The organism is Pseudomonas grandcourensis (assembly GCF_039909015.1).
Taxonomy (GTDB): Bacteria; Pseudomonadota; Gammaproteobacteria; order Pseudomonadales; family Pseudomonadaceae; genus Aquipseudomonas; species Aquipseudomonas grandcourensis.
In genome coordinates, this window is the sequence record NZ_CP150919.1 from 715,853 (window position 1) to 740,051 (window position 24,199).

Genomic DNA, 24,199 nt, shown 5'->3' on the forward strand with positions numbered 1-24,199 from the left:
GCGATTACGGCTTGTGCACGTGCGCTTGCATGGCGTCCGGCGCCTGCTTCTGCACCGCGACTTCGACCGTCACGTCACCGGACTTCTCGAAGTGCAGCGTCATGGGGAAACGCTTGCCGTCAACCAGCAGGCTGCGGTCCTTGAGGCCCAGCAACATCACGTGATAGGCCATCGGCGCGAAAGTGACCTCGCCTCCGGCGGGCACTTCCACGCTCGGTACGTGCTGCATTTTCATCATGTCGCCTTGCATCACGTGCTCATGCAATTGCGCTTCGCCCGCAATGGGGGTGTCGACGCTGAGCAGGCGGTCGGCGGTCTTGCCTTGATTGTTGATCACGAAATACGCCGCAACGGTGGGCGCATTGGGTGGCAACTCCTGGGACCACGGATGCGCAATTTCCAGTGCGCCGACCTTGTATTCGTGGGCATTGGCAAAGCAGGCAGGCAGCAGCAACGCAGCCAGAACGATTAGTTTGTTCAACATGGCGGTTCTCCGGAACGATTTAAAAACGCAGTCAATTGCGAGAAAAAATCACACCAGAGGGGAGGCGCGGGGGTTGAGACTCGGCCATTGCTGGCGCGGTGACGGGCTTTCGAGAGAGGTCGCAGGCAGGCTTCGGTTGGATTCGAAGTGCGCGAAATACAGCTGTGGCGAATGCCCCGGCAACGCCACCAATGGCGCAGAACCCGAGCAGCACCAGCAATGCTGCATGTTGGAATGATCGTCGTTTTGCGGGGCTTTCTGTTCAAGGTCCCCGATGGAAATCGCCACCATCCTGGTGCCGCTGGAGCTGCAGAAACTGCCCCACAACAACTGTTCGGCAGGTGAGTTAGCCGTCTGCGCCATCGCTCCGGACGTCGGCATGGCGAGCATGTTGAACAGCACTGCGAAGCAGGCTATCCAGGCAATTGCGAGCCGTTGTCGGGACATGGGACAAAATCCGTTTGGGTGGGCGATCAGGCGCGGGCTATTTAGCCTGATCAGGGCCGATAAGTAAAAAGGCGGCGTGCGGTTTGGTGTCGCAGCACAAAGACGTCAGCTCAGTGCGCACGTACCGCATGTACTTGTATTTCTACTCCAAGCGTAGCGCGAATTACGGCGAATATTGCAGCCAGGTTGTCCATGCTTGGGTTGCCTTTGGCGGACAACATTCGATGGAGGCTTTTGCTGGGCTTTGCCGTTTCTTTTGCCAGTTCTTCAAAACCAACGGTGGCGTTGATGAGGTCGCGCAGGATGATCCGCGCCAATTCGGGTTCGCCGTTAAGAAACAGAGTAGCAGCCTCATCCAACAGTGCCTGGGCGAACTCGGGATCACGTTGGGCACGCTCGGCAATGGTGTGTTTGTAGCTTCGGGTGAGCGCCATGACGTTATCTCCGGTGTCGTACAGTTTTTTCGGGATCGGAACTCGGCTATCAAAGGGGCTGGTTTCGTTGTCCTGTACGTATTCTTCGAGTGTGATCACAGGCGGCCCTGACGGTAACAAATAGGTTACTTATCATGCAAGCCAATGATCCTGACCTAATGAGCGAAGACCGACAACGCGCCAAGTGTTTCCTCAGGCGTCAGGAACTCCCGATCAACCCCCGGCAACACCGGCCGCTTCAAAACAATCACCGGCATACCATGCTCACGCGCCACTTCCAGCTTGGGCTCGGTCGCCGTGCTGCCGCTGTTCTTGCTGATCAGCACATCGATGTTTCGCCGTTCGAACAACTCGCGTTCATCGTCGATCAGGAAGGGCCCACGTGCGCCGATCACTTCGCAACGCTCGTTGCCCGGATACACGTCCAGTGCGCGAAGGGTCCAGAATTGCTCCGCAGGAATTTCGTCCAGGTGTTGCAGGGGCTCGCGACCGAGGGTAAACAGCGGTCGACGGAAGGGCTTCAGGGCTTCGATCAGTTCGGCCCAATCGCTGACTTCCCGCCAGTCATCACCCGCCTGGGCTTGCCAGGCCGGGCGCCGTAGCGCCCAGCAGGGGATGCCGCTCAAGCGCGCGGCGGTCGCGGCGTTCTGGCTGATCCGGGCGGCGTAGGGGTGAGTGGCGTCGAGCAGCAGATCGATGCCTTCATCGCCAATGAACTGCGCCAGACCCTCGGCACCGCCGTAGCCACCGACGCGAACCTGGCATTGCAGATCCGTCGGCACCCGACCGACACCGGCCAGGCTGTAGATATGCAGCGGTCCCAGCGTGCGGGCAATGGCCATGGCTTCGGTCACGCCGCCGAGCAACAGGATGCGCTTCATTGAAATGCTCCCGCATGGCCAACGATTCCGCCCTGGCGATCGATGGCGAAGACTTCCACCTGAACCTGTGCCGGCACCACGCTACGGGCAAAATCCAGGGCGTGCTGACAGACTGCATCACCCAGGGCGACCCCGGCTGCGGCGGCCATGGCCAGTGCCTGCTGGCTGGTGTTGGCCTCGCGGATATTCTGCTGCAACGCCGCATCGGCGCCGACCTGCGCCGCCCACAGCGCCAGTTGCGGCAGGTCGATGCTCGAATGACGACTGTGCAAATCCATGTGCCCGGCCGCCAGTTTGCTGATCTTGCCGAAACCACCGCACAGGCTGAGTTTATCCACAGGTACTTTGCGCAGGTGCTTGAGCACCGCGCCAACGAAGTCGCCCATTTCGATCAGGGCGATTTCCGGCAGGTTGTAGACCTGGCGCATGGTGTCTTCGCTGGCGTTGCCGGTGCAGGCGGCGATGTGCAGGTAACCGTTGGTTTTCGCCACGTCGATGCCCTGGTGGATCGAGGCGATGTAGGCTGCACAGGAAAACGGCCGGACGATGCCGCTGGTGCCGAGGATCGACAGGCCACCAAGAATGCCCAGGCGCGGGTTCATGGTTTTGAGTGCCAGTGCCTCGCCGTTCTCGACATTGACCGTGACCTCGAAACCGCCGCTGTAGCCGAGCTCGTCGGCCAGTCGGACCAGGTGTTCACTGATCATTTTGCGTGGCACCGGGTTGATCGCGGGCTCGCCGACTCCCAGCACCAGCCCGGGCCGAGTCACGGTGCCGACGCCGCGACCGGCCTTGAAGCGCGTCCCCGGTTCGCTGCTCAGGCGCACCTGGGAGTAGAGCAGGGCTCCGTGGGTCACGTCCGGATCGTCACCGGCGTCCTTGAGGGTTCCCGCTTCGGCGCCGTCCTCTGTGAGGCGGCAGAACTCCAGGCGCATCTGCACCTGTTTACCCTTGGGCAACACGATTTCCACCGCATCGGTCGATGTACCATCCAGCAGCAGACGCGCGGCGGCGAGGCTGGTGGCCGTAGCGCAACTGCCGGTGGTCAGGCCGCTGCGCAGGGGGGCGGGTTGTTCGGCGGTTTCGTCACGCATCGAAGGGTTTCGTCACGTCCAGCAAGGTAATCGGCAAGGCCTGGCGCCAGGTGTCGAAGTCGCCCAGCGGTTGTGCTTGCGCGATATGAATTCGCGTAAGTTCCCCACCGTGTTGCTCGCGCCAGGCCATCAGGGTCATTTCGCTTTGCAGTGTGACGGCATTGGCAACCAGCCGGCCACCGGGTTTGAGTGCGGCCCAGCAGGTATCGAGCACGCCCTCGCGAGTGACACCGCCGCCGATGAAAATCGCATCCGGCCGCTCAAGCCCGGCGAGGGCCTGCGGCGCGCTGCCGCGAACCAGTTGCAGGCCGGGAACGCCGAGGGCATCGCGGTTGTGTTCGATCAACGCTTGTCGGCCCGCATCGGCCTCGATGGCCAGTGCGCGGCAAGCGGGGTGGGCGCGCATCCATTCGATGCCGATCGAGCCGCTGCCGGCGCCGACGTCCCACAACAGTTCGCCGGGGATCGGGGCCAAGCGCGCGAGGGTGATGGCGCGTACATCGCGTTTGGTCAATTGGCCGTCGTGCTGGAAGGCGGAGTCCGGCAGGCCGGCCAGTCGCGACAGGCGCAGCGTGTTCGGCTCGGCGATGCACTCGATGGCGATCAGGTTCAGGTCGGCGATCACAGGATCGGTCCAGTCATTGGCGATGCCGTCGACACGTCGCTCGGCTTCACCGCCCAAATGTTCGAGCACGGTTATCCGGCTCGGACCGAAACCGCGTTCACGCAGCAGTGCGGCGATGGCGGCGGGGCTGCTGCCGTCGTTACTCAACACCAGCAAGCGCACGCCGCTGGACAATTGCGCGTTGAGTGCGGCGACGGGACGGGCAACCACCGACAACGTGACCACTTCCTGCAAGGGCCAACCCATTCGCGCTGCGGCGAGCGAGCAGGAAGAGGGTGCGGGCAGAACAAGCATTTCATCGCTGGATAAATGTCGGGAAAGACTGGCTCCCACCCCGAAAAACATCGGATCGCCACTGGCCAGGACGCAAACGGGTTCTCCCCGTTTCGTCAAAACGGGTTCAAGGGCGAAAGGACTTGGCCACATTTGCCGTACACCGCGGATGCAGGCTGGCAACAATTCAAGCTGCCGTTGGCCGCCAATGATCTGCGTAGCGTTCAGCAGAGCGTGTCGGGCATTTTTGCCAAGCCCCTTGAAGCCTTCTTCTCCAATGCCTACCACTGTCAGCCAGGGGGTCATGCCGTTCCTCTTCTATCAATCGAAGCCAAATCATCTCGCTGCCGGCCTGTGTCGACCTGTGCGGTTGTGCATCATAGCGCGGTGTGGATTGAATTCGCCTGTGGCCAGTGTCTGTAAATGTGCTCAGGGCTTATCCGGTTAATGGTTCTTTTTCAGGTCGAATCTCTTCATTCTGATTTCGAGTCGTTTGCGTTCCATGAGCGGTCTTTTGCTTTCGAGTATGTTTTTGTCCAGTTTAAGATAAGCGCGTTGCTGGATGATTTTTGCAGAGTGGTCTTCCATGTCAAAAAATAGAAACCCACTTTTTTTGATCGTGGTCACTAATTCAAGATTAAAGACTGCGATTTCAAGAAACCCCTTTGAGTCGTAGCGCGTGGGTATTACTTGAAAGCGCTCCCCCAGGGAACTTTGCTGGTCCAGTGAGTAAAGCGCCGGCTGGTTGGGTTTCAGTGCGTCGAGCGTGTCAATCATGGCGTTTCCTTGACGGCTATCTGGCATGGTTTGAGCGCTTTGGACCAGAAACTCGGCAATGCTTTTCGAAACAGAGTGTTGAGTGCGGGTGAAGATGGCATCCTGATAAACAGACCAACCGAAAAAATTCAACGTCGTAACGTATTCATTCAGCCAGGTTGTCGAGTCGGCGAATCGACTGCCGACCATGTCTGCGGACAGGGTGGCTATCTGTGTGCAATGGGTGAAGTCGTCGTAATCTTGCAGTGAAAGTTCTTCGGTGCACGAAATAAGGTTGTGGGCGGTCAGTATTCCATTCGTTTTTTCAATGTTCATTTTTTCTCCTTTGATGTAGCCGATTTTTTGCTGTTGTTTTTCTTCGGATTGCGGTGAAAAGTACAAGAGTTGGTATGTGGTTTAAATAAGTCGGGTTGGTTGAATTGATTCTTGCTGTTAGCGTTTTTCGCTGAGTATTCAATTAGAACTTGAGATGGCGGTCAGGCTTGAAGCGAAAAGCCTGGGCCAGGGATCACGCGCTTTTCGTCGTCAACCTGCCGGGGTTTTTCATCAGGCCGGACAAAGCAGGCATAATGCTGTCCTTCGTCTTGTACCGGTCGTCCTGTGAAGTCACGTCAGATACCCAACCGCTTGCGCCCTTCCGCCTGTCCCGGGTTGTTGCGTGTCGTCCAGGCATTGGACGGTGGTATTTGCCGGATCAAACTCGACGGTGGCGCCATCCGTGCGCAACAGGCAATCGCTGTGGCCGATGCCGCCGAGCGTTACGCCAGCGGCGCGATCGAGGCGACCAACCGGGCCAACCTGCAGATCCGCGGCATTGGCAACGAGCAAACAGCGTTGATCGACAGCCTGCTGGCCACCGATCTGGGGCCGCGCACGGCGGCTGGCGACGATGTGCGCAACCTGATGCTCAGCCCCGGCGCCGGGATCGATCGGCGCATGCTGTTCGACACTCGCCCGCTGGCCGGGCAGATCCTCGCCACACTGCAAAGCCAGGAAGTGTTCCACGACCTCAGTGCCAAGTTCGCCGTGCAACTCGATGGTGGCGAAGACCTGGCGATGCTCGAACATCCCCATGACCTGTGGCTCTCGGCGTTTGAGCAAGATGGCGAGCGACGGTTGGCGTTTGGGCTGGCGGGATGCCCGACGGACAGTCCCGCCGGTTCGGTTGCATTGGCTGACGGGCACGCTTTGGTGGTCGCGGTCCTTGAGTTGTTCCTTGAACTGGCGCGCCCCGAGCAGACACGGATGCGCCATTTGCTGGCCGAGTACCCGATCGAGGGCATGCTGCTTCGACTGGCCGAGCGAGTACCGCTGCAAGCCGTTGTCGGTTGGCAGCGGGTTTCGGGCTCCAGTGATTTGCACATGGGTGCCCATCCCCAGGCTGAGTCCGGTGTTGTCTATGTTGGGGCCGTCCCGCCGCTGGGACGGCTCGATCCGACGATGCTGCGGGGGGTGGCACAACTGGCACGGGAGTTTGGTGATTCCAGTCTGCGCTTCACACCCTGGCAAAGCCTGCTGCTGCCCAATGTCCGCATGGACAACGCCACCGAAGTCATGGGGCGTTTGCAACGCTTGGGCTTGTCCTGCGAAGCCGATCAGCCATTGTCCCGGTTGATCGCCTGCACCGGTTCCAGCGGTTGCGCCAAGGGGTTGGCCGAGACCAAGGGCGATGCCCTGCAACTGGCCGCGCTGCTGCACCGCCATGGACCGGCACTGAACATGCACCTGAGCGGTTGCCAGCGCTCCTGCGCCGCCGCGCATACGGCGCCCGTCACATTACTGGCCGTCGCCCACGGTCACTACGATCTCTATTTTCGCGATGCAGCGCAGCCGGGTTTCGGCGCGCTGCACGCACGCAACCTTACTATTGAAGCGGTCGCGACCCTGCTCGACGCCCGCTCACGGAGCCCCCTTGATGCTTGATTACATCCGCGATGGTCAGGAGATCTATCGCAACTCCTTCGCGATCATTCGCGCCGAGGCCAACCTCGAGCGAATCCCGGCCGATCTGGAGAAACTCGCGGTCCGTGTCATTCACGCCTGCGGTATGGTCGAGGCCATCGACGGCTTGCAGTTTTCCGCAGGGGCGGGCAAGGCCGGGCGTGATGCGCTGGCGGCCGGCGCGCCGATTTTGTGCGATGCGCGGATGGTCTCAGAAGGCGTGACCCGCGCGCGGTTGCCGGCGAACAATCCGGTGATCTGTACCCTGCGCGACGAGAGTGTTCCGGAACTGGCCCGTGAATTGGGTAACACCCGCTCAGCCGCTGCTCTGGAACTGTGGCGTCCGCACCTGGAAGGCAGCGTGGTAGTCATCGGCAACGCCCCGACGGCACTGTTTTACTTGCTGGAAATGCTCGACGCCGGTGCGCCGAAGCCGGCGCTGATCCTCGGTTTCCCGGTGGGCTTCGTCGGTGCCGCCGAATCCAAGGCAGCGCTGGCGGCCGACAGCCGTGGCGTGCCTTTCGTCATCATGCAGGGTCGCCTGGGCGGTAGCGCCATGGCCGCCGCCGCCGTCAATGCCCTCGCCACGGAGATCGAATGATGCAGCAACCTGGACGTTTGATTGGCCTCGGCGTCGGCCCTGGTGATCCGGAACTGATTACCGTCAAGGCCCTGCGCTTGCTGCGCGAATCCCCCGTGGTGGCGTACTTCGTGGCCAAGGGCAAGAAAGGCAACGCCTTCGGCATCATCGAGGCGCATCTGCAGGAAGCGCAGAATCTGTTGCCGCTGGTGTACCCGGTGACCACCGAAGCCTTGCCGGCACCGCTGTCCTACGAGCAAGTGATCAGCGACTTCTACGATGACGCCGCCGACGAACTGGCGACGCATCTCGATGCCGGTCGTGACGTGGCGGTGATCTGCGAAGGCGATCCGTTCTTCTACGGCTCCTACATGTACCTGCACGACCGGCTCGCCGAGCGTTATCAGGCCGAAGTCGTGCCCGGTGTGTGCTCGATGCTCGGCGGGGCCTCGGTGCTCGGTGCGCCGTTGGTGTATCGCAATCAGAGTCTGTCGGTGTTGTCCGGAGTGCTGCCGCACGAGGAACTCAAGCGACGCCTGGCCGATGCCGATGCGGCGGTGATCATGAAACTGGGGCGCAACTTTCCCAAGGTTCGCCTGGTGCTGGAAGAGCTCGGCCTGGCTGAACGCGCGTTGTACGTCGAGCGCGCGACCATGGCCAATCAGAAGATCGTGCCGCTGGACCAGGTCGAGCCGATGTCCTCGCCGTACTTCTCGTTGATCATCGTTCCCGGCGAAAGGTGGCAAGGCTGATGACCCGTCCAGTTCCGGCGATTGTCATTCTCGGCAATGGCAGCCTCGCTACCGCACGCAGCATCCAGCAGGTGTACCCCGAAGCCCTGATCCATGGCCTGACCGAACGGGTCGACGGCGCGGATCGGGTCTATCACGAATTCGGCGCGACCCTGCGCGAGTTCTATCAACAGGGCACACCGATCATTGCCTTGTGCGCGGCCGGGATCGTAATCCGCACGCTGGCGCCCTTGTTGCTGGAAAAAGGCGCCGAACCACCGGTATTGGCGGTGGCCGAGGATGGCAGCGCCGTGGTTCCGCTGCTGGGTGGTCTCGGTGGAGTGAATATGATGGCGCGGGAGATTGCCGCTGCGCTTGAAGTCGCGGCGGCGATCACCACCAGCGGCGAGCTGCGTTTCGGCACCTGCCTGCTCAACCCGCCCAGCGGTTATGCCCTTGGCGATCTGGAGCTGGGCAAGCGTTTCGTTTCCGACCTGCTCGCCGGCGAAACGGTGCGCATTGAAGGTGAAGCCCCTTGGCTGGCGCAGGCGCAGTTGCCTGAAGATGCGCAGTCTCGACTGGCGGTACATGTCGGTCATGCCGAGCGGGCACCCGCGGCCAACGAATTATTGATCTACCCGCGCAATGTAGTGGTCGCCGTGGAAGCTGGTCTGGTGAGCGTCGCGGGGGCGATCCGCGAGGCGTTGCATCAGGCAGGAATCGCCGTGCAGTCGCTGGCTTGCCTTTTGGCGGCCGATACCGAAATGGCCAATCCTGCGCTGCGTGAGGCAGCGCTTGAACTGGGCGTGCCGTTGCGCTTTGTCGGTGTCGGGGCTGATCTCGACGAGCGCCTGCGTCAAGCCATCGGCCAGCCAGTCACCCTCCATGGCGATGATACGCTCGCAATTGCGGTGGCCGATCAGCCGCTGGACCCGTTGCAGATCGGCCGCCCTCGCGGACGCTTGGCCGTGATCGGCTTGGGGCCTGGTGCTGCCGAGCTGATGGTGCCGGCCGTGAAGGCTGAACTGGCCCGCGCCAATGATGTATTGGGCTACGAAACCTACGTGCGCATGGCCGGGCCGTTTCGCGACGATCAGGTGCTGCATTGCACCGATAACCGCGAAGAGATGCAGCGCGCCCGTCACGCTTTCGAATTGGCGGCCCAAGGGCGTTCGGTGGTGGTGGTTTCTTCCGGCGATCCGGGGGTTTTCGCCATGGCTGCGGCGGTGCTGGAGGCGCTGCACGAGTCCACCGACGTCCATTGGCACAACGTCGATCTGGAAATTTTGCCGGGGGTTTCGGCTTCGCTGGCGACGGCTGCCCAGGCGGGTGCGCCGCTGGGTCATGACTTCTGTGTGCTGTCGCTGTCGGATAACCTAAAGCCATGGGCAATCATTGAGAAACGCCTGGACCTGGCAGCGCAAGCTGATCTGGCAATGGCGTTCTACAATCCGATATCGCGTTCCCGACCTTGGCAATTGGGGCGTGCGCTGGAGATCGTCGCCCAACATCGCGCACCTGAAACGCCAGTCGTGCTAGGGCGTGATGTCGGACGCCCGGGGCAGACATTACGCGTGACGACGCTCTCTCAATTGACTCCAGATCAGGTCGACATGCGGACCATGGTGTTGATTGGTTCATCCACGACTCGTGTGTTTCATCGTTCGCAAGGAATGTCGTGGGTTTATACGCCGCGTAGCTATGGTGATAAGTTAAGCGATATCAACTAGTTTGATATCAAGGTTTAGTGCAGTGCTGTCGAGCTGAACGGCTCGACAAACGCTGCATGTTTTTAAAGGTTAACGGACGTTTACATATGTCGACATTTAATCGGGTTTGATAGAGGAGTTGAGGTGGTTTAGATTCGTTTTGTCTCTGCTGGAGGCTTAAACGAATTTAAAAAAGGAGTTTTCCGATATGGAAGTCGTGGAAGGTTTCATCACTCATAAACAATGCACCGATGTTGGGAAGGCGCGTCTTGCCAGGTCGAAGGCGTTGTTGAGCAGTGTTCCTCGTGCAAAAACATTAATGTCGATCACTGCGTCAAGTTCACCCAAGGCATTGGACGATTCGAGTCCTACCAAAGAACTGAATGCTTTGGTTTTAGGTAATACGCTCATTGGTTATGGCGATAATATTTCGCTTGAAAATATGACGATTATCGAAAACCTCATAAAGTTTTCGAAGTTGGAGGCCGATCGCGAGACTAAAGACAGTCATAGCCCCGCCGCCTGGCATCGGGCCTTTCTCCAGTGTATGGAGGATATGGGGTGTTCAGTTCCCATCAACGCGAGTGTCGAATACAAGAAGAGGTCTGGCAGCGGGACAATGAAAAATGTTGTCACCACTATTGTCCAGGCGGGCGTTGAAGCGGCAAAAGCAGCCATTCCAGGTGCAACCGTGCTAAGTGCCGTCGCAGACAGCACATTGTCAGCATTGGAAAAAGAGCCTGAAACAATCAAGGTTTTCAACTATGAAGTTACCAAGGCCAGGGGTGTAAAACTGGCGTTGCTGCCTTGCGAGCAAACGAAGAACGGATTGGTTATGGTTTCGTTTTCATCCGTTAATCATTCCGGAGATCAAGTGGGTGGTGGTGTTTTGTTTTTGGATTTGAAAATTGCAAGTCTCGATATTTATCAGGGTTCCAACTTTCTCGCCTTTAATCCTTCTGCTTACGCTGAAGTAAAAGAGGATGTCGAATTTATCCTGGCGCAAAATCGAAAAGAAGTGTTGGCTAAAAGGTTTCCGCGACGCAGGCAGTGAATTCAACTAAGCCAGGGTCAGAGGCTGATTGTCTCTGGCCTGTTTGAGACATGTAGGGATGTAGATGGGGAGGGTTACCCGGTTTGCATCATTGGCTGTTGCAAGGAGTGCGATGCAGGCATCGTGCAGCGGTGAGGCACGCGGATGTTTCGAGTCCGCTAGCCCCACGACTTGCCCGAACCGGAGCGCTTTGTGTTCAAGGCACCAGATAACCCTTCACCCCGGTGAAGATGATCTGTGCCGCCAGTGCACACACGAACAACCCCATCAATCGGCTGACGATCTGTAGCCCCTGGTCGCCGAGAATCCGCTCGATACGACCGGACAAAAACAGCACCACGCCCACGGTAAAACTGGCCAGGGCAATGCTGACAATGGCCGTGAGCTTGTCGTCCCAGTGCGGCTGGCTCACGCCCATCACCAGCAAGGCGCCGATGGTGCCGGGGCCGACTGTCAGCGGGATGGTCAGCGGAACGATGGTGACATCCTGCTGCACATTGTCGGTCTGTACCGCCGATTTGCCTTGTGCCATGCCCAGCGCCGAGATGAACAGCACACTGCCGGCGCCGATGCGGAATGCGTCCACGGTAATGCCGAACACACTGAAAATCACTCGGCCGAACAGATACAGCAGAACGCTGGAGACCAGGGTGGCGACTGCTACTTTCCAGGCCAGCCGACGCTGTTCCTTGCGCGAATAACCACGGGTCAGGCTGATGAAGCAGGACAACACGAAGAATGGGCTGTAGAGCACCAGCATCTTCAAATAAACGCTGAACAACACATGGAGCATGGTGCCGGGCTCACTGGCAAGGGAAGTCGGGAGGGAGTCTATCAGGGGTTGCGAAGTCTGTCGGCTCAGGACGTTTGGGTTGTCGTGCGATTCTGCTGGTCACGCTGGGCGACCCAGTGCTCGATCAGTTCGCGCAACTGCGACAGTTCCACCGGCTTGGCCATGTGTCCGTCCATGCCGGCCTGGCGCGCACGCTCTTTGTGTTCGGCAAGGATATGGGCGGTCAACGCCACCACAGGGGTGCGAACCCGCTGGTTGCCGACTTCCCAGGCGCGCAGTTGCTGGGTGGCCGAGAAGCCGTCGAGGATCGGCATTTCGCAGTCCATTAGCACCAGGTCGTAACGCTGGGCTTTCATCGCCTGCAGGGCTTCTTCGCCGTTGCAGGCGGTATCCGGTTGCAGGTTGAGCTTGCTCAGCATGCCGCGGATCACCTTGGTCGAGATGCTGTTGTCTTCAGCCACCAGAATGCGGAAGTCGCAAGGGACCTTGACCGGCAGCGTCGGGCCTATTGGTGCGGGCTGGGTCGCGACGAGCCCTTTGTTGCGCTGGGTCAGTTCGTCGGCCAGGGTGGTCTTGAGGGTGTAGCCGGCCACCGGCTTGGCGAGGATGCGCTTGATCCCGGAGTTGCGCGCGATGATCTTGCTCGGTGCGTTGCTGATGCCGGTGAGCATGATCAGCAGGATGTCATGGTTCAGGCTCGGGTCTTCCTTGATCTTGGCCGCCAGTTGCATGCCGGTCATGCCGGGCATGTTCTGGTCCAGAAGGACCACATCGAAGTAATCGCGCAAATGAGCTTTGGTGCGCAGCAGTGCCAGCGCCTCTTTGCCGGAAGATGCGGCGCTGACGTTCAGGCCCCAGGCGCTGCATTGCTGCACCAGGACCTTGCGACAGGTGTCATTGTCGTCCACCACCAATACCCGCGCACCCTGCAGTGGGCCGTCGAGGTCGGAGGTCGGGTGTTCGAGGCGATCCGGGTCCAGCGGCAGGGTCAGCCACAGAGTGCTGCCCTGGTTGCTGCCGCTCTTGATCCCGAATTCCCCCTGCATCAAGCGGATCAGCTGGCGGGCAATCACCAGCCCCAGGTTGCCGCCCAGCTGGGTGGCCGAAAGAAAATGCCGGCTGTGCAGTTCGGCGTGCATCAGGGCGTCGCGCTCTTCGGCGTCCATGGGCTCGCCGCTGTCCTGCACGGCGATACGCAGGCGTGGTTTGGTGTTGCGCTCGTCGAGCGCCACGACGATCAGGATTTCGCCTTCATCGGTTTTTTTCAGGGCGCTTTCGAGCAGGCTCAACAGCGTCTGGCGCAAGCGTGTCGGGTCACCACTGATCACCCGTGGCACTTGCGGCTGGATGAAGCTGATCAACTCGACGTTTTGCTGCTCGGCCTTGGCGCGGAAGATGCTCAGGCAGTCTTCGATCAGCGCGTTGAGGTCGAACTGCACATCGTCCAGTTCGATCTGTCCGGACTCGAGTTTGGAAATGTCGAGAATTTCGTTGATCAATGTCAGCAATTCGTTACCGGCGCTGTGGATCGTCTGCACGTAGTCGCGTTGCTTGACCGAAAGCGGCGTGCCCAGCAACAGCTCGGTCATGCCGAGGACACCGTTCATCGGGGTACGGATCTCATGGCTGATCTTCGCCAGGAACTCGGCCTTGGCGTTGATCTCGGCGTTGCTGGCCGCCAGGTCACGACTGATGCTGAATCGGTCTTCGGTGATGCGGCGCTGGCGCTCGCTCAACGCAATGCTCATCAGCAGGCCGCTGATGCAGATGAACACCAGCAATGTGGTGATCAGTCCATTGGGTTCGATCAGGGTCAGCCCCAGCAGCGCGGGCAGGATGACCAGCGTCCCGAGGTTGAACACCAGCATGGCCGCCACGAAGAGGCGAGCCGGGCGATAACCTTTTTGCCAGTGATAGGCGCTGATGAACAGCATGGTCAGGCCAGCCAGGGCGACCAGGCCGTAGGTAATGAAGTTCAGCGGCAAGGTATTGACGAACAGCAGCATCAGGCCGCACGCGGTGATGAGCAGGACCTCGCCAAGCAGCAACCGGTTCAGCGGATGCGGCCCGAGCGGGGCGAAGAAGCGATAGGCAAGCATCAGGCCGCAAGGCGCGGTCATTATCAATGCCAGGTAAGCCCCCGGCGTTTGCAGCGCATGCCAGTCCGGCAGCCAGGGGCCGGCGAGGTTCAGCAGCAACAGCAGGCTGAGCATCAACAGCCCTTCGCACGTCGCCAACCAGACGGCGCTGCGCGAGCGGGTGTAGGCATAGCGGATGAGGTTGTGCAGGATCAGCATGGCGATGCAACCGAACAGCAGGCCATAGATCAGCGTCTGGTTCTGGTTGGCGGCCGAGAGGATCGCCGATTGCAGAGTGATATAGGGCCGTAGCTGGTGGTCGGAGGCCAGTCGCAGGTACACGTCGAGGGGGTTGTCGCTTTGCGGCAGGGCCAGCATGAAGTCGCTGCTGGGCAATGGTCGCTCGGATTGGGGGCGTTCGTTGCCCGTGCTGGATTGATCGATCAGCTTGTCGCCGTCCAGTACGTACATGTTGAACTGGCGCAGGTCAGGCGCGAACACGCGCAGCAACTGTTCGTGTTTGCCCGGTGCAAGCCTGAATCGCAACCATAGCGCGCCATCGGGTTCGGCTGCGGTAATGCGGTCGAGTTCGATAGGGCTGAATTGATTGGTGTAGCGTGCGGAACGGATGTCGCTCAGTTGCAGGTCGCCCTGTTCGTCGAGCAATACCGCCCAGCCACTGCCTTGCGCGGCTTGGGCCGGTAGCATGCAGAGCAAGGTCAGCAACGTGACGGTCAAGCTTATGGCAATCCTGAGCCAGCGCACGGCGAAATCCCTTCGTTAGGTTGATGCCAGAATATAACGATGCGCGGCGCCGGAATAGCCAGGCAATAAACGGTGTTCATTGCCTGGCGTGGTGTTTCCCTTATTCCTGATTTTCGCCACGCTCGCGGGCAATGGCGCGGTAGCCAATGTCCTTGCGATAGAAACAGCCTTCCCAGTCAATCGATGCCGCCAGCTTGTAGGCCTGCTGCTGCGCAGCATCAACGCTGGCACCCATGGCCGTGGCGCAAAGCACCCGACCACCGGCCGTTACGACTTGACCGTCCTTGAGCGCAGTGCCGGCGTGGAAGACTTTGCCTTCCAGTGCGGCGGCTGTATCCAGCCCCTTGATGGCCACGCCTTTAGCGTAGTCACCAGGATAGCCGCCAGCGGCCAGCACGATACCGACGCTCGGACGTGGATCCCATTGTGCTTCGACCTTGTCCAGCGCCTGGGCCAGAGCTGCTTCGACCAGCAGCACCAGGCTCGACTGCAAGCGCAGCATCACCGGTTGGGTCTCAGGGTCGCCAAAGCGGCAGTTGAATTCGATGACTTTTGGGTTGCCGGCCTTGTCGATCATCAGGCCAGCGTACAGGAAACCAGTGTAGACGTTGCCTTCCTCGGCCATGCCGCGCACGGTCGGCCAGATCACCAGGTCCATGACGCGCTTGTGCACTTCGGCGGTGACCACTGGCGCCGGGGAGTAAGCACCCATGCCACCGGTGTTCGGACCGGTGTCGCCGTCGCCGACGCGTTTGTGGTCCTGGCTGGTGGCCATCGGCAGCACGTTCTTGCCGTCGACCATGACGATAAAGCTGGCTTCTTCGCCGTCAAGGAACTCTTCGATGACCACGCGCGAACCCGCATCGCCAAAGGCATTGCCCGCCAGCATGTCGCGCACGGCGTCTTCGGCTTCGGCCAGGGTCATGGCGACGATCACGCCTTTACCGGCGGCCAGGCCATCGGCCTTGATCACGATCGGAGCGCCTTTTTCACGCATATAAGCCAGGGCCGGCTCGATCTCGGTGAAGTTCTGGTAGTCGGCAGTCGGGATCTTGTGGCGAGCCAGGAAGTCCTTGGTGAAGGCTTTCGAACCTTCCAGCTGTGCGGCGCCAGCGGTCGGACCGAAGCAGTCCAGGCCACGGCTGCGGAACAGGTCCACAACACCGGCAACCAGTGGCACTTCAGGGCCAACGATGGTCAGGGAAACGTTTTTCTCGGCAAAGTCTGCCAGTTGTTCAAGCGCCAGTACGTCGATGGCGACGTTCTCGCACTTGGCTTCGATGGCGGTACCGGCGTTGCCCGGAGCCACGAACACCTTCTGCACGCGCGGATCCTGAGCCACTTTCCAGGCCAGGGCGTGTTCACGGCCACCGCTGCCAATGATCAAAACATTCATTTCAAAAACCTCGGATGACGCTAATTCTGTTTAGGACCCAAAGCGCTTCACGCCCTAGGAGGTTGCAATGACGCCGGTAGATGCAAGGCGGAGCCCACCTCGATGAGCGGAGTTGCCTTCTGGCAATGAGCATCATCGAGGTGGGCTCCAACGCAGCAGATGCCGGCGTCAGTGCGACCGTTGCCGTATTAGTGACGGAAGTGGCGCATGCCGGTGAATACCATCGCGATGCCGGCTTCGTCGGCAGCAGCAATCACTTCGGCATCACGCATCGAGCCGCCTGGCTGGATCACGGCAGTCACGCCCGCCTTGGCCGCATTGTCCAGACCGTCGCGGAACGGGAAGAAAGCGTCGGAAGCCATCACCGAACCGACTACCTGCAAGCCGGCATGTTCTGCTTTGATTGCAGCAATTCGTGCGGAGTTCACGCGGCTCATCTGGCCGGCGCCGACACCGATGGTCTGGCGATTCTTGGCGTAGACGATGGCGTTGGACTTCACGTACTTGGCGACTTTCCAGGCAAAGATCAGGTCGTGGATTTCCTGCTCGCTCGGTGCGCGCTTGGTCACCACTTTCAGGTCGTCGGCGCCGATCATGCCGATGTCGCGGCTCTGTACCAGCAGGCCACCGTTGACGCGCTTGTAGTCCCAGGCCGCCGCGCGGTCAGCCGACCACTCGCCGCAGGCCAGCAGGCGTACGTTGGCTTTGGCAGCGACGATGGCGCGGGCTTCTTCGCTGACGCTTGGGGCAATGATCACTTCGACGAACTGACGTTCGACGATGGCCTTGGCGGTCTCGGCGTCCAGTTCGCGGTTGAAGGCGATGATGCCGCCGAAGGCGGATTCGGTGTCGGTGGCGTAGGCCAGGTCGTAGGCCTTGCGGATGCCGCCTTCGGCATCAGGGCTGACAGCCACGCCGCACGGGTTGGCGTGCTTGACGATCACGCAGGCCGGCTTGACGAAGCTCTTCACGCATTCCAGCGCGGCGTCGGTGTCGGCCACGTTGTTGTACGACAGTTCCTTGCCTTGCAGCTGGGTCGCGGTGGCGATGCCGACTTCGGCAGGTTTGGCTTCAACATAGAACGCCGCGCTCTGGTGCGGGTTCTCGCCGTAGCGCATTTCCTGGGCCTTGATGAACTGGCTGTTGAAGGTGCGCGGGAATTCGCTGCGGCCGGAGGTCGAGAGGGTCTCGGCAGCCTGGTTCACGGTGCCCATGTAGTTGGCGATCATGCCGTCGTAAGCCGCGGTGTGCTCGAAGGCCTTGAGCATCAGGTCGAAACGCTGTGCGTAAGTCAGGCCGCCGGCTTTCAGATTTTCCAGAACGTTGGCGTAATCGCCGGCGTTCACCACGATCGCTACGTCTTTATGGTTTTTCGCTGCCGAACGAACCATGGTCGGGCCACCGATGTCGATGTTCTCGATGGCGGTCGGCAGGTCGCAGCCTGGCTTGTTGATGGTGGCTTCGAACGGGTACAGGTTGACCGCTACCAGGTCGATCGGCTTGATGCCGTGCTCGTTCATGATGGCGTCGTCGATACCGCGACGACCGAGGATACCGCCGTGGATTTTCGGGTGCAGGGTCTTCACCCGGCCGTCCATCATTTCGGCAAAACCTGTGTAGTCCGCGACTTCCACTGCGGCAACGCCGTTGTCCTGCAGCAGCTTGAACGTCCCGCCGGTGGAGAGGATCTCGACGCCCAGGGCTTCAAGCTCCTTGGCGAATTCGAGGATCCCGGTCTTGTCGGAAACGCTGATCAAGGCGCGGCGGATCGGCAGGCGGGTAGTCTGGTCGGTCATCTCAATTTCCATCAAAAGCAAAGGAAGTCAGCAAAAAAGGCGACCGGTTTTACGCGGGCGCCTTTCTGGTTTGATTGAATGCTTACAACAAATCGTACTGCTTGAGTTTCTTGCGCAGCGTGCCCCGGTTAAGTCCGAGCATCTCGCTGGCCTTGGTCTGGTTGCCCTTGACGTAGCTCATCACGCACTCGAGCAGGGGGGCCTCGACTTCGGAGAGCACCAGGTTGTACACATCCGTGACGGCAGCGCCCTCAAGGTGGGCGAAATAATTGTGCAGCGCCTTCTCGACACTCCCGCGAAGGGTCTGGCCTTCTTCGCTTGGCGTATTGAGGTGCTGTTTCAAATTCACGTTGTCGCTCACGGGTGTTGTTCCACTCACTAAAGTCTCGGTCATCATCGTCATGCGGCCACCCACTCTCCGTCCCCTGTCAGGCTCTTGTAACGCTCGGCGAAAAACGCACGAACGTTGGCGCATTGTGTATCCGTACCATCCAAACGATTGAAGTGGGCGCGAAACTCCCTGGCGCCCGGCAGGGTTGCGAGATACCAGCCCACATGCTTTCGAGCAATGCGCACACCCATGACATCACCATAGAAGGCGTGAAGGGCAGCCAGATGCTCTAGCAGAATGCGTTCCACCTCGATCAATTCCAGCGCCGGGAGCTTCTCGCCGGTACGCAGGAAATGGTCGATCTCGCGAAAAATCCACGGCCGCCCCTGGGCAGCCCGGCCAATCAACAGGCCATCGGCACCGGTCGCGTCGAGCACGTACCGGGCTTTTTCCGGCGAATCGATATCGCCATTGGCGAAGACCGGAATCGACACTGCCTGCTTGATCGCGGCAATGGTGTCGTACTCGGCTTCACCTGTGTACAGGTCGGCACGGGTGCGGCCATGCACCGCCAGCGCCGTAATGCCTGCCTGTTCGGCGATCTTCGCCACCGTCAGGCCGTTCTTGTTGTCCCGGTCCCAACCGGTGCGGATCTTCAGGGTAACCGGCACATCGACCGCAGCCACGACGGCCTGCAGGATCTCGGTTACCAGGGGTTCATCCTTCAACAGTGCGGAACCGGCAGCCTTGTTGCAGACTTTTTTTGCCGGACAGCCCATGTTGATATCAATGATCTGTGCACCCATTTCAACGTTGGCACGGGCGGCGTCCGCCAGCATCTGCGCGTCCCCACCGGCGATCTGTACCGAGCGTGGCTCGGGATCACCTTCGTGGATCATGCGCATGCGCGACTTGCGGGTGTTCCACAAACTCATGTCACTGGTGACCATTTCCGAGACGACCAGTCCCGCGCCCAAGCGCTTGCACAGCTGACGAAAGGGCTGGTCGGTGACTCCCGCCATGGGGGCGAGAATCAAGTTGTTATGTAATGTGTAAGGGCCGATGCGTACCGCCGACATAGGACTTCCCTGTTGTGGGGCCGGATCATGAGAGTTCGAAAAAGGGTTGGCATGATACCCGCTCTCGATGACTGGATAAAGGCTGAATTGAACAAATTCTGAACAGTTATTCTGTTATTACCCGTGGTTTGGTTTGCCTGGGCAGTCAGAAAGCCGACGTGAATCCGGGAGCAATGAAGCGTTTCACTCCGGAGAGTGAAAGCTCAGACTGTAGTTCACGGCCTTGGCGCCTGGGTCGAGAATGTCCAGTGCGATGTGGATCGGCGTTTGTGGTGGCATTTCCGCCATGCCTTCGAGATCGCCATTGAGGTACTCGCCAGGCTTGAAGCGTCGACTGGCGATCAGATGGCCATTGAGGTCGGCGAAGCGCAGTTCCAGCAGCGGGAAGGGCTGGGAGAAGGGCGCGCGGTTATAGATGATCGCATCGACCACCAGGGCGCCATTGAACTCGGGATGGCTGCGCACCACCAGGTTGCTGCTTTTGATCTTCGCGATGTCGACTTTGGAGGGCACGGTGCAGCCGATTTGCGGGCACAGTTGCTGGAACCACGGGCGATATTGATCCTGTCGCGCCAGTTCGTCGAAATGGTAGGCGATGTACTGGCCGGCGAGGGCGCCAGCGGCAATCAGCACCAGCAGCAACCAGAACAGGCGTCGGCCCCAGGGCGAGCGGCGTTTTTGCCAGTCCAGTTGCAGCGGGTCGTCGGTCAGGTCTTGCAGCATTTCGGCGCGCCCGCCCGGTTCACTGCGTTCGCGTCGCTTGCGCAGCGGCTCGATCGAAGGCAGGTTGTCGTCGATTTCGCTCTCGTCGGCCGCCGACAGGCGTTCGTGGTTCAGCGGCGCATCGAGAGGGTCGTGCAATCGCAAATGGGGTGGCTGCGGTTCGTCGTCGAGATCAACCGGCTCCAGGGACAGCGAAGGTTCGGTGCGCGAGGCTTTGCTCGGTTCGACCGTCGGCTCTGGCGTGTCAAGGCTGTCGAGCGGTTCGTCGAGTTGCGCACGATCAGCCGCCGACTCACTGAACAGGCTGTCGGACCACTGCTCCTGTTCATCCTGCTCGTTGCTGTCGCGACGGGCGCTCAGCGAGTCCTCGCGATGGCGGCCGAACTCGGTGGTTGGCTGAATTTCCCGCTGTTCGAGCCGGGCGAGTTCTTCGTCGAGGTCGAGACTGTCCAGGTCCAGTTCGGTCGCGCTCCATTGCTTTTGGCTGATGGCGCGCGGCGGTGATGGCTCAAGGGGTTCCTCAGGCTGCACCGGCGGGAGCGGCGTCGCGACCGGTGCTTCCTTACCGGCCTGCTCAAGCAGCTGCTTGGCAGCATTGAACACCTGCAGGCAGGAGCCGCAACGAACTACCCCGCGAGCCACGCTCAACTGGGCATGGCTGACGCGGAAGCTGGTTTGGCAATGCGGGCACTGGGTGACGAAGCTGTCGGTCATGCGGCGATCCGGATTATGCAGACGCTCATTCTAGCGCCGACGGCCAGTGATGCGCACCCAGCCATCGCGATTGGCGATCGGGTCCAGATCAAAGTCCTTGGCGTAGGCGGCAGCGACTTCATCACCCTGTTCGGCGAGGATGCCCGACAGCGCGAGGCGACCACCCGGCTTGACCAGGCTGGACAACTGCGGTGCCAGGGAAACCAGCGGGCCGGCGAGAATGTTGGCCACCAGCACGTCGGCCTGGACCTGCGGCAGGTCTTGCGGCAGATACAGTGGGAACAGCTCATCGGCGATACCGTTGCGCCCGGCGTTGTCGCGGGAGGCTTCCAGCGCCTGCACGTCGATATCGGTGCCCACGGCTTCCTTGGCTCCCAGCAACAGCGCGGCAATTGCCAGAATCCCCGAGCCGCAACCGAAGTCCAGCACGTTGCAGCCTTTCAGATCCTGACCGTCAAGCCATTCCAGGCACAGCGCGGTGGTCGGGTGGGTGCCGGTGCCGAACGCCAGGCCCGGGTCCAGCAGCAGATTCACGGCATCCGGTTCCGGTGCGGCGTGCCAGCTCGGCACGATCCACAGGCGCTGGCCGAATTGCATTGGCTGGAAACCGTCCATCCAACTGCGTTCCCAGTCCTGGTCTTCGATCACTTCGCTGTGGTGCTCGGGCAGCGGGCTGCCGGTCAGCAGCTCCAGGTGGGCCAGCACCGGGCCTGGCTCGGTGCCACCTTCGAACAGGGCCAGTAGGTGCGTATGGGACCACAGCGGCGTGGTGTTGAGTTCCGGCTCGAAGATCGGCTGATCTTCGGCGTCCATGAAGGTCACCGACACGGCGCCCACTTCAAGGAACGCGTCTTCATAGGTTTCGGCTTGTTCTGGGCTGATGGCGAGACGTACTTGCAGCCAAGGCATGGCGGGCACCTTTGAAAAATATTGATTGCAGCCTAGCGGGCTGCGGGAAGCGCGCAAGTTTACGCGAGAGAGTGGGTTTTGTGGGAGCTGCATTCGCTGCGCAGATGTTGAGCGAAGCAGGGCCCTGTGGGATCTGAGTTACTTCCAGATACAACAAAGCCGCCCGAAGGCGGCTTTGTCGATGGGGTCGAAGCTTAGTGCTTCTCGCCGGCCAGCTTGTGCTCGAGGTAGTGAATGTTCACGCCCCCTTTGCAGAAGCCTTCATCGCGGGTCAGGTCGCGGTGCAGCGGGATGTTGGTCTTGATCCCGTCGACCACGATTTCGTCCAGCGCATTGCGCATGCGCGCCATGGCTTCGTCACGGGTTGCCCCGTAAGTGATCAGCTTGCCGATCAACGAATCGTAGTTCGGCGGAACGGCATAGCCACTGTACAGGTGCGAGTCGACGCGAACGCCGTTGCCGCCTGGAGCGTGGAAATGCTTGACCGTGCCCGGGCTCGGCATGAAGGTTTTCGGGTCTTCGGCGTTGATCCGGCATTCCAGCGCGTGACCGCGGATGACCACGTCATCCTGGGTGAACGACAGCTTGTTGCCGGCGGCGATGCTGAGCATCTCCTTGACGATGTCGATGCCGGTGACCATTTCCGAAACCGGGTGCTCTACCTGGACACGAGTGTTCATCTCGATGAAGTAGAAGTGACCGTTTTCGTACAGGAACTCGAAAGTGCCTGCGCCACGGTAGCCGATGTCGATGCAAGCCTTGACGCAGCGTGCGAGTACTTCCTCACGCGCGTTCTCGTCGATGCCCGGTGCCGGCGCTTCTTCAAGAACCTTCTGGTGGCGACGTTGCAGCGAGCAGTCGCGGTCACCCAGATGGATAGCCTGGCCCTGGCCATCGGAAAGTACCTGGACTTCCACGTGACGTGGGTTGGTCAGGAACTTTTCCAGATAGACCATCGGGTTGCCGAACGCTGCGCCCGCTTCGGAGCGGGTCAGTTTGGCCGAGGAAATCAGGTCTTCTTCTTTATGCACGACGCGCATGCCGCGACCACCGCCGCCGCCAGCGGCCTTGATGATCACCGGGTAACCGACTTCGCGACCAATGCGCAGAGCGGTTTCTTCGTCTTCCGGCAGCGGGCCGTCAGAGCCCGGTACAGTCGGTACGCCGGCAGCGATCATGGCGTGCTTGGCCGATACCTTGTCGCCCATCAGGCGAATGGTTTCGGCTTTCGGGCCAATGAACGCAAAGCCGGATTTCTCGACCTGCTCGGCGAAGTCGGCGTTTTCCGCAAGGAAGCCGTAGCCCGGGTGAATGGCGGTGGCGCCAGTCACTTCGGCCGCGGCAATGATTGCCGGAATGTGCAGGTAGGAGTGGGCGGCCGATGCCGGACCGATGCAGACGGATTCGTCTGCCAGGCCCAGGTGCATCAGTTCCTTGTCAGCCTTGGAGTAAACGGCGACGGTCTTGATGCCCATCTCTTTGCAGGCGCGCAGGATCCGCAGGGCGATCTCACCGCGGTTGGCGATCAGAACTTTTTCCAACTTCGCAGTCATCAAAGGCTCTCCGCGGTTCAAACGATGGTGAACAGCGGTTGGTCGTACTCAACCGGCTGGCCGTCTTCGACGAGGATGGATTCGATCACACCGCTGGTTTCAGCTTCGATGTGGTTCATCATCTTCATGGCTTCAACGATGCACAGGGTGTCGCCTTTCTTCACGGTCTGGCCGACTTCCACGAAGGACGGCGAGCTTGGCGAAGACTTGCGATAGAACGTACCGACCATCGGCGAACGGGCAACGGTGCCGTTCAGTGCTGGCGCGGCGGCAGCAGCAGGTGCAGCAGCAGCCGGAGCGGCGGCAGCGACAGGCGCGGCAACCGGAGCATGCATTGGAGCTGGCGCGTAGTACTGCTGAGCCGGGGTCTTGCTATGACGGCTGATGCGTACGGACTCTTCGCCTTCCTTGATCTCGAGCTCGTCGATGCCGGACTCTTCCAGCAATTCGATTAGTTTCTTAACTTTACGGATATCCATGAATCATCAACTCCCAAGGGTCGGTCAGGGGCGGTTAACTTGTTGTTCAAGCTGTTCCAGGGCGGCCTCCAGGGCCAGTCGATAACCGCTGGCGCCAAGGCCGCAGATCACTCCCACCGCTACATCGGAGAAGTAAGAGTGATGGCGGAAAGGTTCGCGTTTGTGCACGTTAGACAAATGCACTTCGATGAATGGGATGCTCACCGCCAGCAGCGCGTCACGTAATGCGACACTTGTATGTGTAAAAGCTGCTGGGTTGATCAAAATGAAGTCCACACCTTCGCTGCGGGCAGCGTGGATGCGGTCGATCAATTCGTACTCGGCGTTGCTTTGCAGGTGCAGCAAATGGTGACCGGCTTCGCGGGCACGGCGTTCCAGGTCCTGGTTGATCTGCGCCAGCGTCGTGGCACCGTAGGTGCCCGGTTCACGAGTGCCGAGCAGGTTCAGGTTGGGTCCGTGCAGAACGAGTAGCGTCGCCATCGGCGGTTCCTATGTTATCTGTGAGCAATTGTCAGAACCCGGCGACTATGCCGCAAAGCCTTTGTGACTGTCC

23 protein-coding genes are annotated in these 24,199 nt (G+C 60.3%); 5 read left to right on the forward strand and 18 right to left on the reverse strand.

Features of this window, described 5'->3' with window-relative positions; translation table 11 throughout:
- Positions 1-4: 4 nt before the first annotated feature.
- The 7 genes from AABM52_RS03070 to AABM52_RS03100 form a co-directional block, all read right to left on the reverse strand.
- Entirely contained in the window at positions 5-484 is a 480-nt protein-coding gene (locus AABM52_RS03070; RefSeq protein WP_347910350.1) for a copper chaperone PCu(A)C, read from the reverse strand.
- Between the two features lie 48 nt (positions 485-532).
- On the reverse strand, positions 533-931 hold the full coding sequence (locus AABM52_RS03075) for a DUF2946 domain-containing protein (protein ID WP_347910351.1): 399 nt from the start codon (positions 929-931) through the stop codon (positions 533-535).
- Between the two features lie 110 nt (positions 932-1,041).
- Positions 1,042-1,365 (reverse strand): DNA-binding protein, encoded by a 324-nt coding sequence (locus AABM52_RS03080; RefSeq protein WP_150727822.1) that lies wholly within the window; start codon positions 1,363-1,365, stop codon positions 1,042-1,044.
- Between the two features lie 155 nt (positions 1,366-1,520).
- Positions 1,521-2,246: a cobalt-precorrin-6A reductase gene (locus AABM52_RS03085; protein WP_347910352.1), complete on the reverse strand. Its 726-nt coding sequence runs from the start codon at positions 2,244-2,246 to the stop codon at positions 1,521-1,523.
- Positions 2,243-3,340, reverse strand: coding sequence for a cobalt-precorrin-5B (C(1))-methyltransferase (locus AABM52_RS03090; protein WP_347910353.1), 1,098 nt, complete (start codon positions 3,338-3,340; stop codon positions 2,243-2,245). The genes AABM52_RS03085 and AABM52_RS03090 overlap by 4 nt, the downstream gene beginning before the upstream one ends.
- Positions 3,333-4,544: a precorrin-6y C5,15-methyltransferase (decarboxylating) subunit CbiE gene (gene cbiE, locus AABM52_RS03095; protein ID WP_347910354.1), complete on the reverse strand. Its 1,212-nt coding sequence runs from the start codon at positions 4,542-4,544 to the stop codon at positions 3,333-3,335. Before cbiE ends, AABM52_RS03090 begins: the two co-directional genes overlap by 8 nt.
- A gap of 138 nt (positions 4,545-4,682) precedes the next feature.
- The gene (locus AABM52_RS03100) at positions 4,683-5,330 is read right to left on the reverse strand and encodes a hypothetical protein (protein WP_347910355.1); all 648 of its coding nucleotides are present in this window, start codon (positions 5,328-5,330) and stop codon (positions 4,683-4,685) included.
- 300 nt (positions 5,331-5,630) lie between these two features.
- Here AABM52_RS03100 and cobG point away from each other — a divergent pair, with 300 nt between their 5' ends.
- The 5 genes from cobG (at position 5,631) to AABM52_RS03125 (ending at position 11,030) form a co-directional block, all read left to right on the forward strand.
- On the forward strand, positions 5,631-6,938 hold the full coding sequence (cobG, locus tag AABM52_RS03105; protein WP_347912577.1) for a precorrin-3B synthase: 1,308 nt from the start codon (positions 5,631-5,633) through the stop codon (positions 6,936-6,938).
- Positions 6,931-7,557, forward strand: coding sequence for a precorrin-8X methylmutase (locus AABM52_RS03110; protein WP_046039946.1), 627 nt, complete (start codon positions 6,931-6,933; stop codon positions 7,555-7,557). The genes cobG and AABM52_RS03110 overlap by 8 nt, the downstream gene beginning before the upstream one ends.
- Entirely contained in the window at positions 7,557-8,288 is a 732-nt protein-coding gene (locus AABM52_RS03115; protein WP_347912578.1) for a precorrin-2 C(20)-methyltransferase, read from the forward strand. The genes AABM52_RS03110 and AABM52_RS03115 overlap by 1 nt, the downstream gene beginning before the upstream one ends.
- On the forward strand, positions 8,288-9,997 hold the full coding sequence (cobJ, locus tag AABM52_RS03120; RefSeq protein WP_347910356.1) for a precorrin-3B C(17)-methyltransferase: 1,710 nt from the start codon (positions 8,288-8,290) through the stop codon (positions 9,995-9,997). The genes AABM52_RS03115 and cobJ overlap by 1 nt, the downstream gene beginning before the upstream one ends.
- Before the next feature lie 187 nt (positions 9,998-10,184).
- Positions 10,185-11,030 (forward strand): hypothetical protein, encoded by an 846-nt coding sequence (locus AABM52_RS03125; RefSeq protein WP_347910357.1) that lies wholly within the window; start codon positions 10,185-10,187, stop codon positions 11,028-11,030.
- 196 nt (positions 11,031-11,226) lie between these two features.
- Here AABM52_RS03125 and AABM52_RS03130 read toward each other — a convergent pair whose 3' ends face one another.
- The 11 genes from AABM52_RS03130 to aroQ form a co-directional block, all read right to left on the reverse strand.
- Positions 11,227-11,823 (reverse strand): MarC family protein, encoded by a 597-nt coding sequence (locus AABM52_RS03130; protein WP_008053960.1) that lies wholly within the window; start codon positions 11,821-11,823, stop codon positions 11,227-11,229.
- Between the two features lie 65 nt (positions 11,824-11,888).
- Positions 11,889-14,666 (reverse strand): response regulator, encoded by a 2,778-nt coding sequence (locus AABM52_RS03135; protein WP_347910358.1) that lies wholly within the window; start codon positions 14,664-14,666, stop codon positions 11,889-11,891.
- Between the two features lie 100 nt (positions 14,667-14,766).
- A complete protein-coding gene (gene purD, locus AABM52_RS03140) occupies positions 14,767-16,062 on the reverse strand; it encodes a phosphoribosylamine--glycine ligase (RefSeq protein WP_347910359.1) in 1,296 nt (431 codons plus the stop codon).
- A 188-nt stretch (positions 16,063-16,250) separates the two neighbouring features.
- Complete coding sequence (gene purH / locus AABM52_RS03145) at positions 16,251-17,858, reverse strand: bifunctional phosphoribosylaminoimidazolecarboxamide formyltransferase/IMP cyclohydrolase (RefSeq protein ID WP_347910360.1); 1,608 nt, start codon at positions 17,856-17,858, stop codon at positions 16,251-16,253.
- A gap of 82 nt (positions 17,859-17,940) precedes the next feature.
- Positions 17,941-18,261 carry a DNA-binding transcriptional regulator Fis gene (gene fis / locus AABM52_RS03150; protein WP_347910361.1) on the reverse strand — a complete coding sequence of 107 codons (321 nt, stop codon included), beginning with the start codon at positions 18,259-18,261 and terminating at the stop codon, positions 17,941-17,943.
- Positions 18,258-19,268: a tRNA dihydrouridine synthase DusB gene (gene dusB, locus AABM52_RS03155; RefSeq protein ID WP_347910362.1), complete on the reverse strand. Its 1,011-nt coding sequence runs from the start codon at positions 19,266-19,268 to the stop codon at positions 18,258-18,260. Before dusB ends, fis begins: the two co-directional genes overlap by 4 nt.
- A gap of 183 nt (positions 19,269-19,451) precedes the next feature.
- A complete protein-coding gene (locus AABM52_RS03160) occupies positions 19,452-20,705 on the reverse strand; it encodes a DUF3426 domain-containing protein (protein ID WP_347910363.1) in 1,254 nt (417 codons plus the stop codon).
- Between the two features lie 30 nt (positions 20,706-20,735).
- Positions 20,736-21,614, reverse strand: coding sequence for a 50S ribosomal protein L11 methyltransferase (gene prmA, locus AABM52_RS03165; RefSeq protein ID WP_347910364.1), 879 nt, complete (start codon positions 21,612-21,614; stop codon positions 20,736-20,738).
- Between the two features lie 194 nt (positions 21,615-21,808).
- Positions 21,809-23,167 (reverse strand): acetyl-CoA carboxylase biotin carboxylase subunit, encoded by a 1,359-nt coding sequence (gene accC, locus AABM52_RS03170; RefSeq protein ID WP_347910365.1) that lies wholly within the window; start codon positions 23,165-23,167, stop codon positions 21,809-21,811.
- A gap of 17 nt (positions 23,168-23,184) precedes the next feature.
- Positions 23,185-23,646 (reverse strand): acetyl-CoA carboxylase biotin carboxyl carrier protein, encoded by a 462-nt coding sequence (gene accB, locus AABM52_RS03175; protein ID WP_046039963.1) that lies wholly within the window; start codon positions 23,644-23,646, stop codon positions 23,185-23,187.
- A gap of 24 nt (positions 23,647-23,670) precedes the next feature.
- Positions 23,671-24,126 carry a type II 3-dehydroquinate dehydratase gene (gene aroQ / locus AABM52_RS03180; protein WP_007971361.1) on the reverse strand — a complete coding sequence of 152 codons (456 nt, stop codon included), beginning with the start codon at positions 24,124-24,126 and terminating at the stop codon, positions 23,671-23,673.
- Between the last annotated feature and the right edge of the window lie 73 nt (positions 24,127-24,199).

Coding starts and splice junctions, on each gene's coding strand:
- AABM52_RS03070 (WP_347910350.1), bottom strand. CDS start 484: ATGTTGAACAAACTAATCGTTCTGGCTGCGTTGCTGCTGCCTGCCTGC.
- AABM52_RS03075 (WP_347910351.1), bottom strand. CDS start 931: ATGTCCCGACAACGGCTCGCAATTGCCTGGATAGCCTGCTTCGCAGTG.
- AABM52_RS03080 (WP_150727822.1), bottom strand. CDS start 1,365: ATGGCGCTCACCCGAAGCTACAAACACACCATTGCCGAGCGTGCCCAA.
- AABM52_RS03085 (WP_347910352.1), bottom strand. CDS start 2,246: ATGAAGCGCATCCTGTTGCTCGGCGGCGTGACCGAAGCCATGGCCATT.
- AABM52_RS03090 (WP_347910353.1), bottom strand. CDS start 3,340: ATGCGTGACGAAACCGCCGAACAACCCGCCCCCCTGCGCAGCGGCCTG.
- cbiE (WP_347910354.1), bottom strand. CDS start 4,544: ATGACCCCCTGGCTGACAGTGGTAGGCATTGGAGAAGAAGGCTTCAAG.
- AABM52_RS03100 (WP_347910355.1), bottom strand. CDS start 5,330: ATGAACATTGAAAAAACGAATGGAATACTGACCGCCCACAACCTTATT.
- AABM52_RS03110 (WP_046039946.1), top strand. CDS start 6,931: ATGCTTGATTACATCCGCGATGGTCAGGAGATCTATCGCAACTCCTTC.
- AABM52_RS03115 (WP_347912578.1), top strand. CDS start 7,557: ATGCAGCAACCTGGACGTTTGATTGGCCTCGGCGTCGGCCCTGGTGAT.
- cobJ (WP_347910356.1), top strand. CDS start 8,288: ATGACCCGTCCAGTTCCGGCGATTGTCATTCTCGGCAATGGCAGCCTC.
- AABM52_RS03125 (WP_347910357.1), top strand. CDS start 10,185: ATGGAAGTCGTGGAAGGTTTCATCACTCATAAACAATGCACCGATGTT.
- AABM52_RS03130 (WP_008053960.1), bottom strand. CDS start 11,823: ATGCTCCATGTGTTGTTCAGCGTTTATTTGAAGATGCTGGTGCTCTAC.
- purD (WP_347910359.1), bottom strand. CDS start 16,062: ATGAATGTTTTGATCATTGGCAGCGGTGGCCGTGAACACGCCCTGGCC.
- purH (WP_347910360.1), bottom strand. CDS start 17,858: ATGACCGACCAGACTACCCGCCTGCCGATCCGCCGCGCCTTGATCAGC.
- fis (WP_347910361.1), bottom strand. CDS start 18,261: ATGACGATGATGACCGAGACTTTAGTGAGTGGAACAACACCCGTGAGC.
- dusB (WP_347910362.1), bottom strand. CDS start 19,268: ATGTCGGCGGTACGCATCGGCCCTTACACATTACATAACAACTTGATT.
- AABM52_RS03160 (WP_347910363.1), bottom strand. CDS start 20,705: ATGACCGACAGCTTCGTCACCCAGTGCCCGCATTGCCAAACCAGCTTC.
- prmA (WP_347910364.1), bottom strand. CDS start 21,614: ATGCCTTGGCTGCAAGTACGTCTCGCCATCAGCCCAGAACAAGCCGAA.
- accC (WP_347910365.1), bottom strand. CDS start 23,167: ATGACTGCGAAGTTGGAAAAAGTTCTGATCGCCAACCGCGGTGAGATC.
- accB (WP_046039963.1), bottom strand. CDS start 23,646: ATGGATATCCGTAAAGTTAAGAAACTAATCGAATTGCTGGAAGAGTCC.
- aroQ (WP_007971361.1), bottom strand. CDS start 24,126: ATGGCGACGCTACTCGTTCTGCACGGACCCAACCTGAACCTGCTCGGC.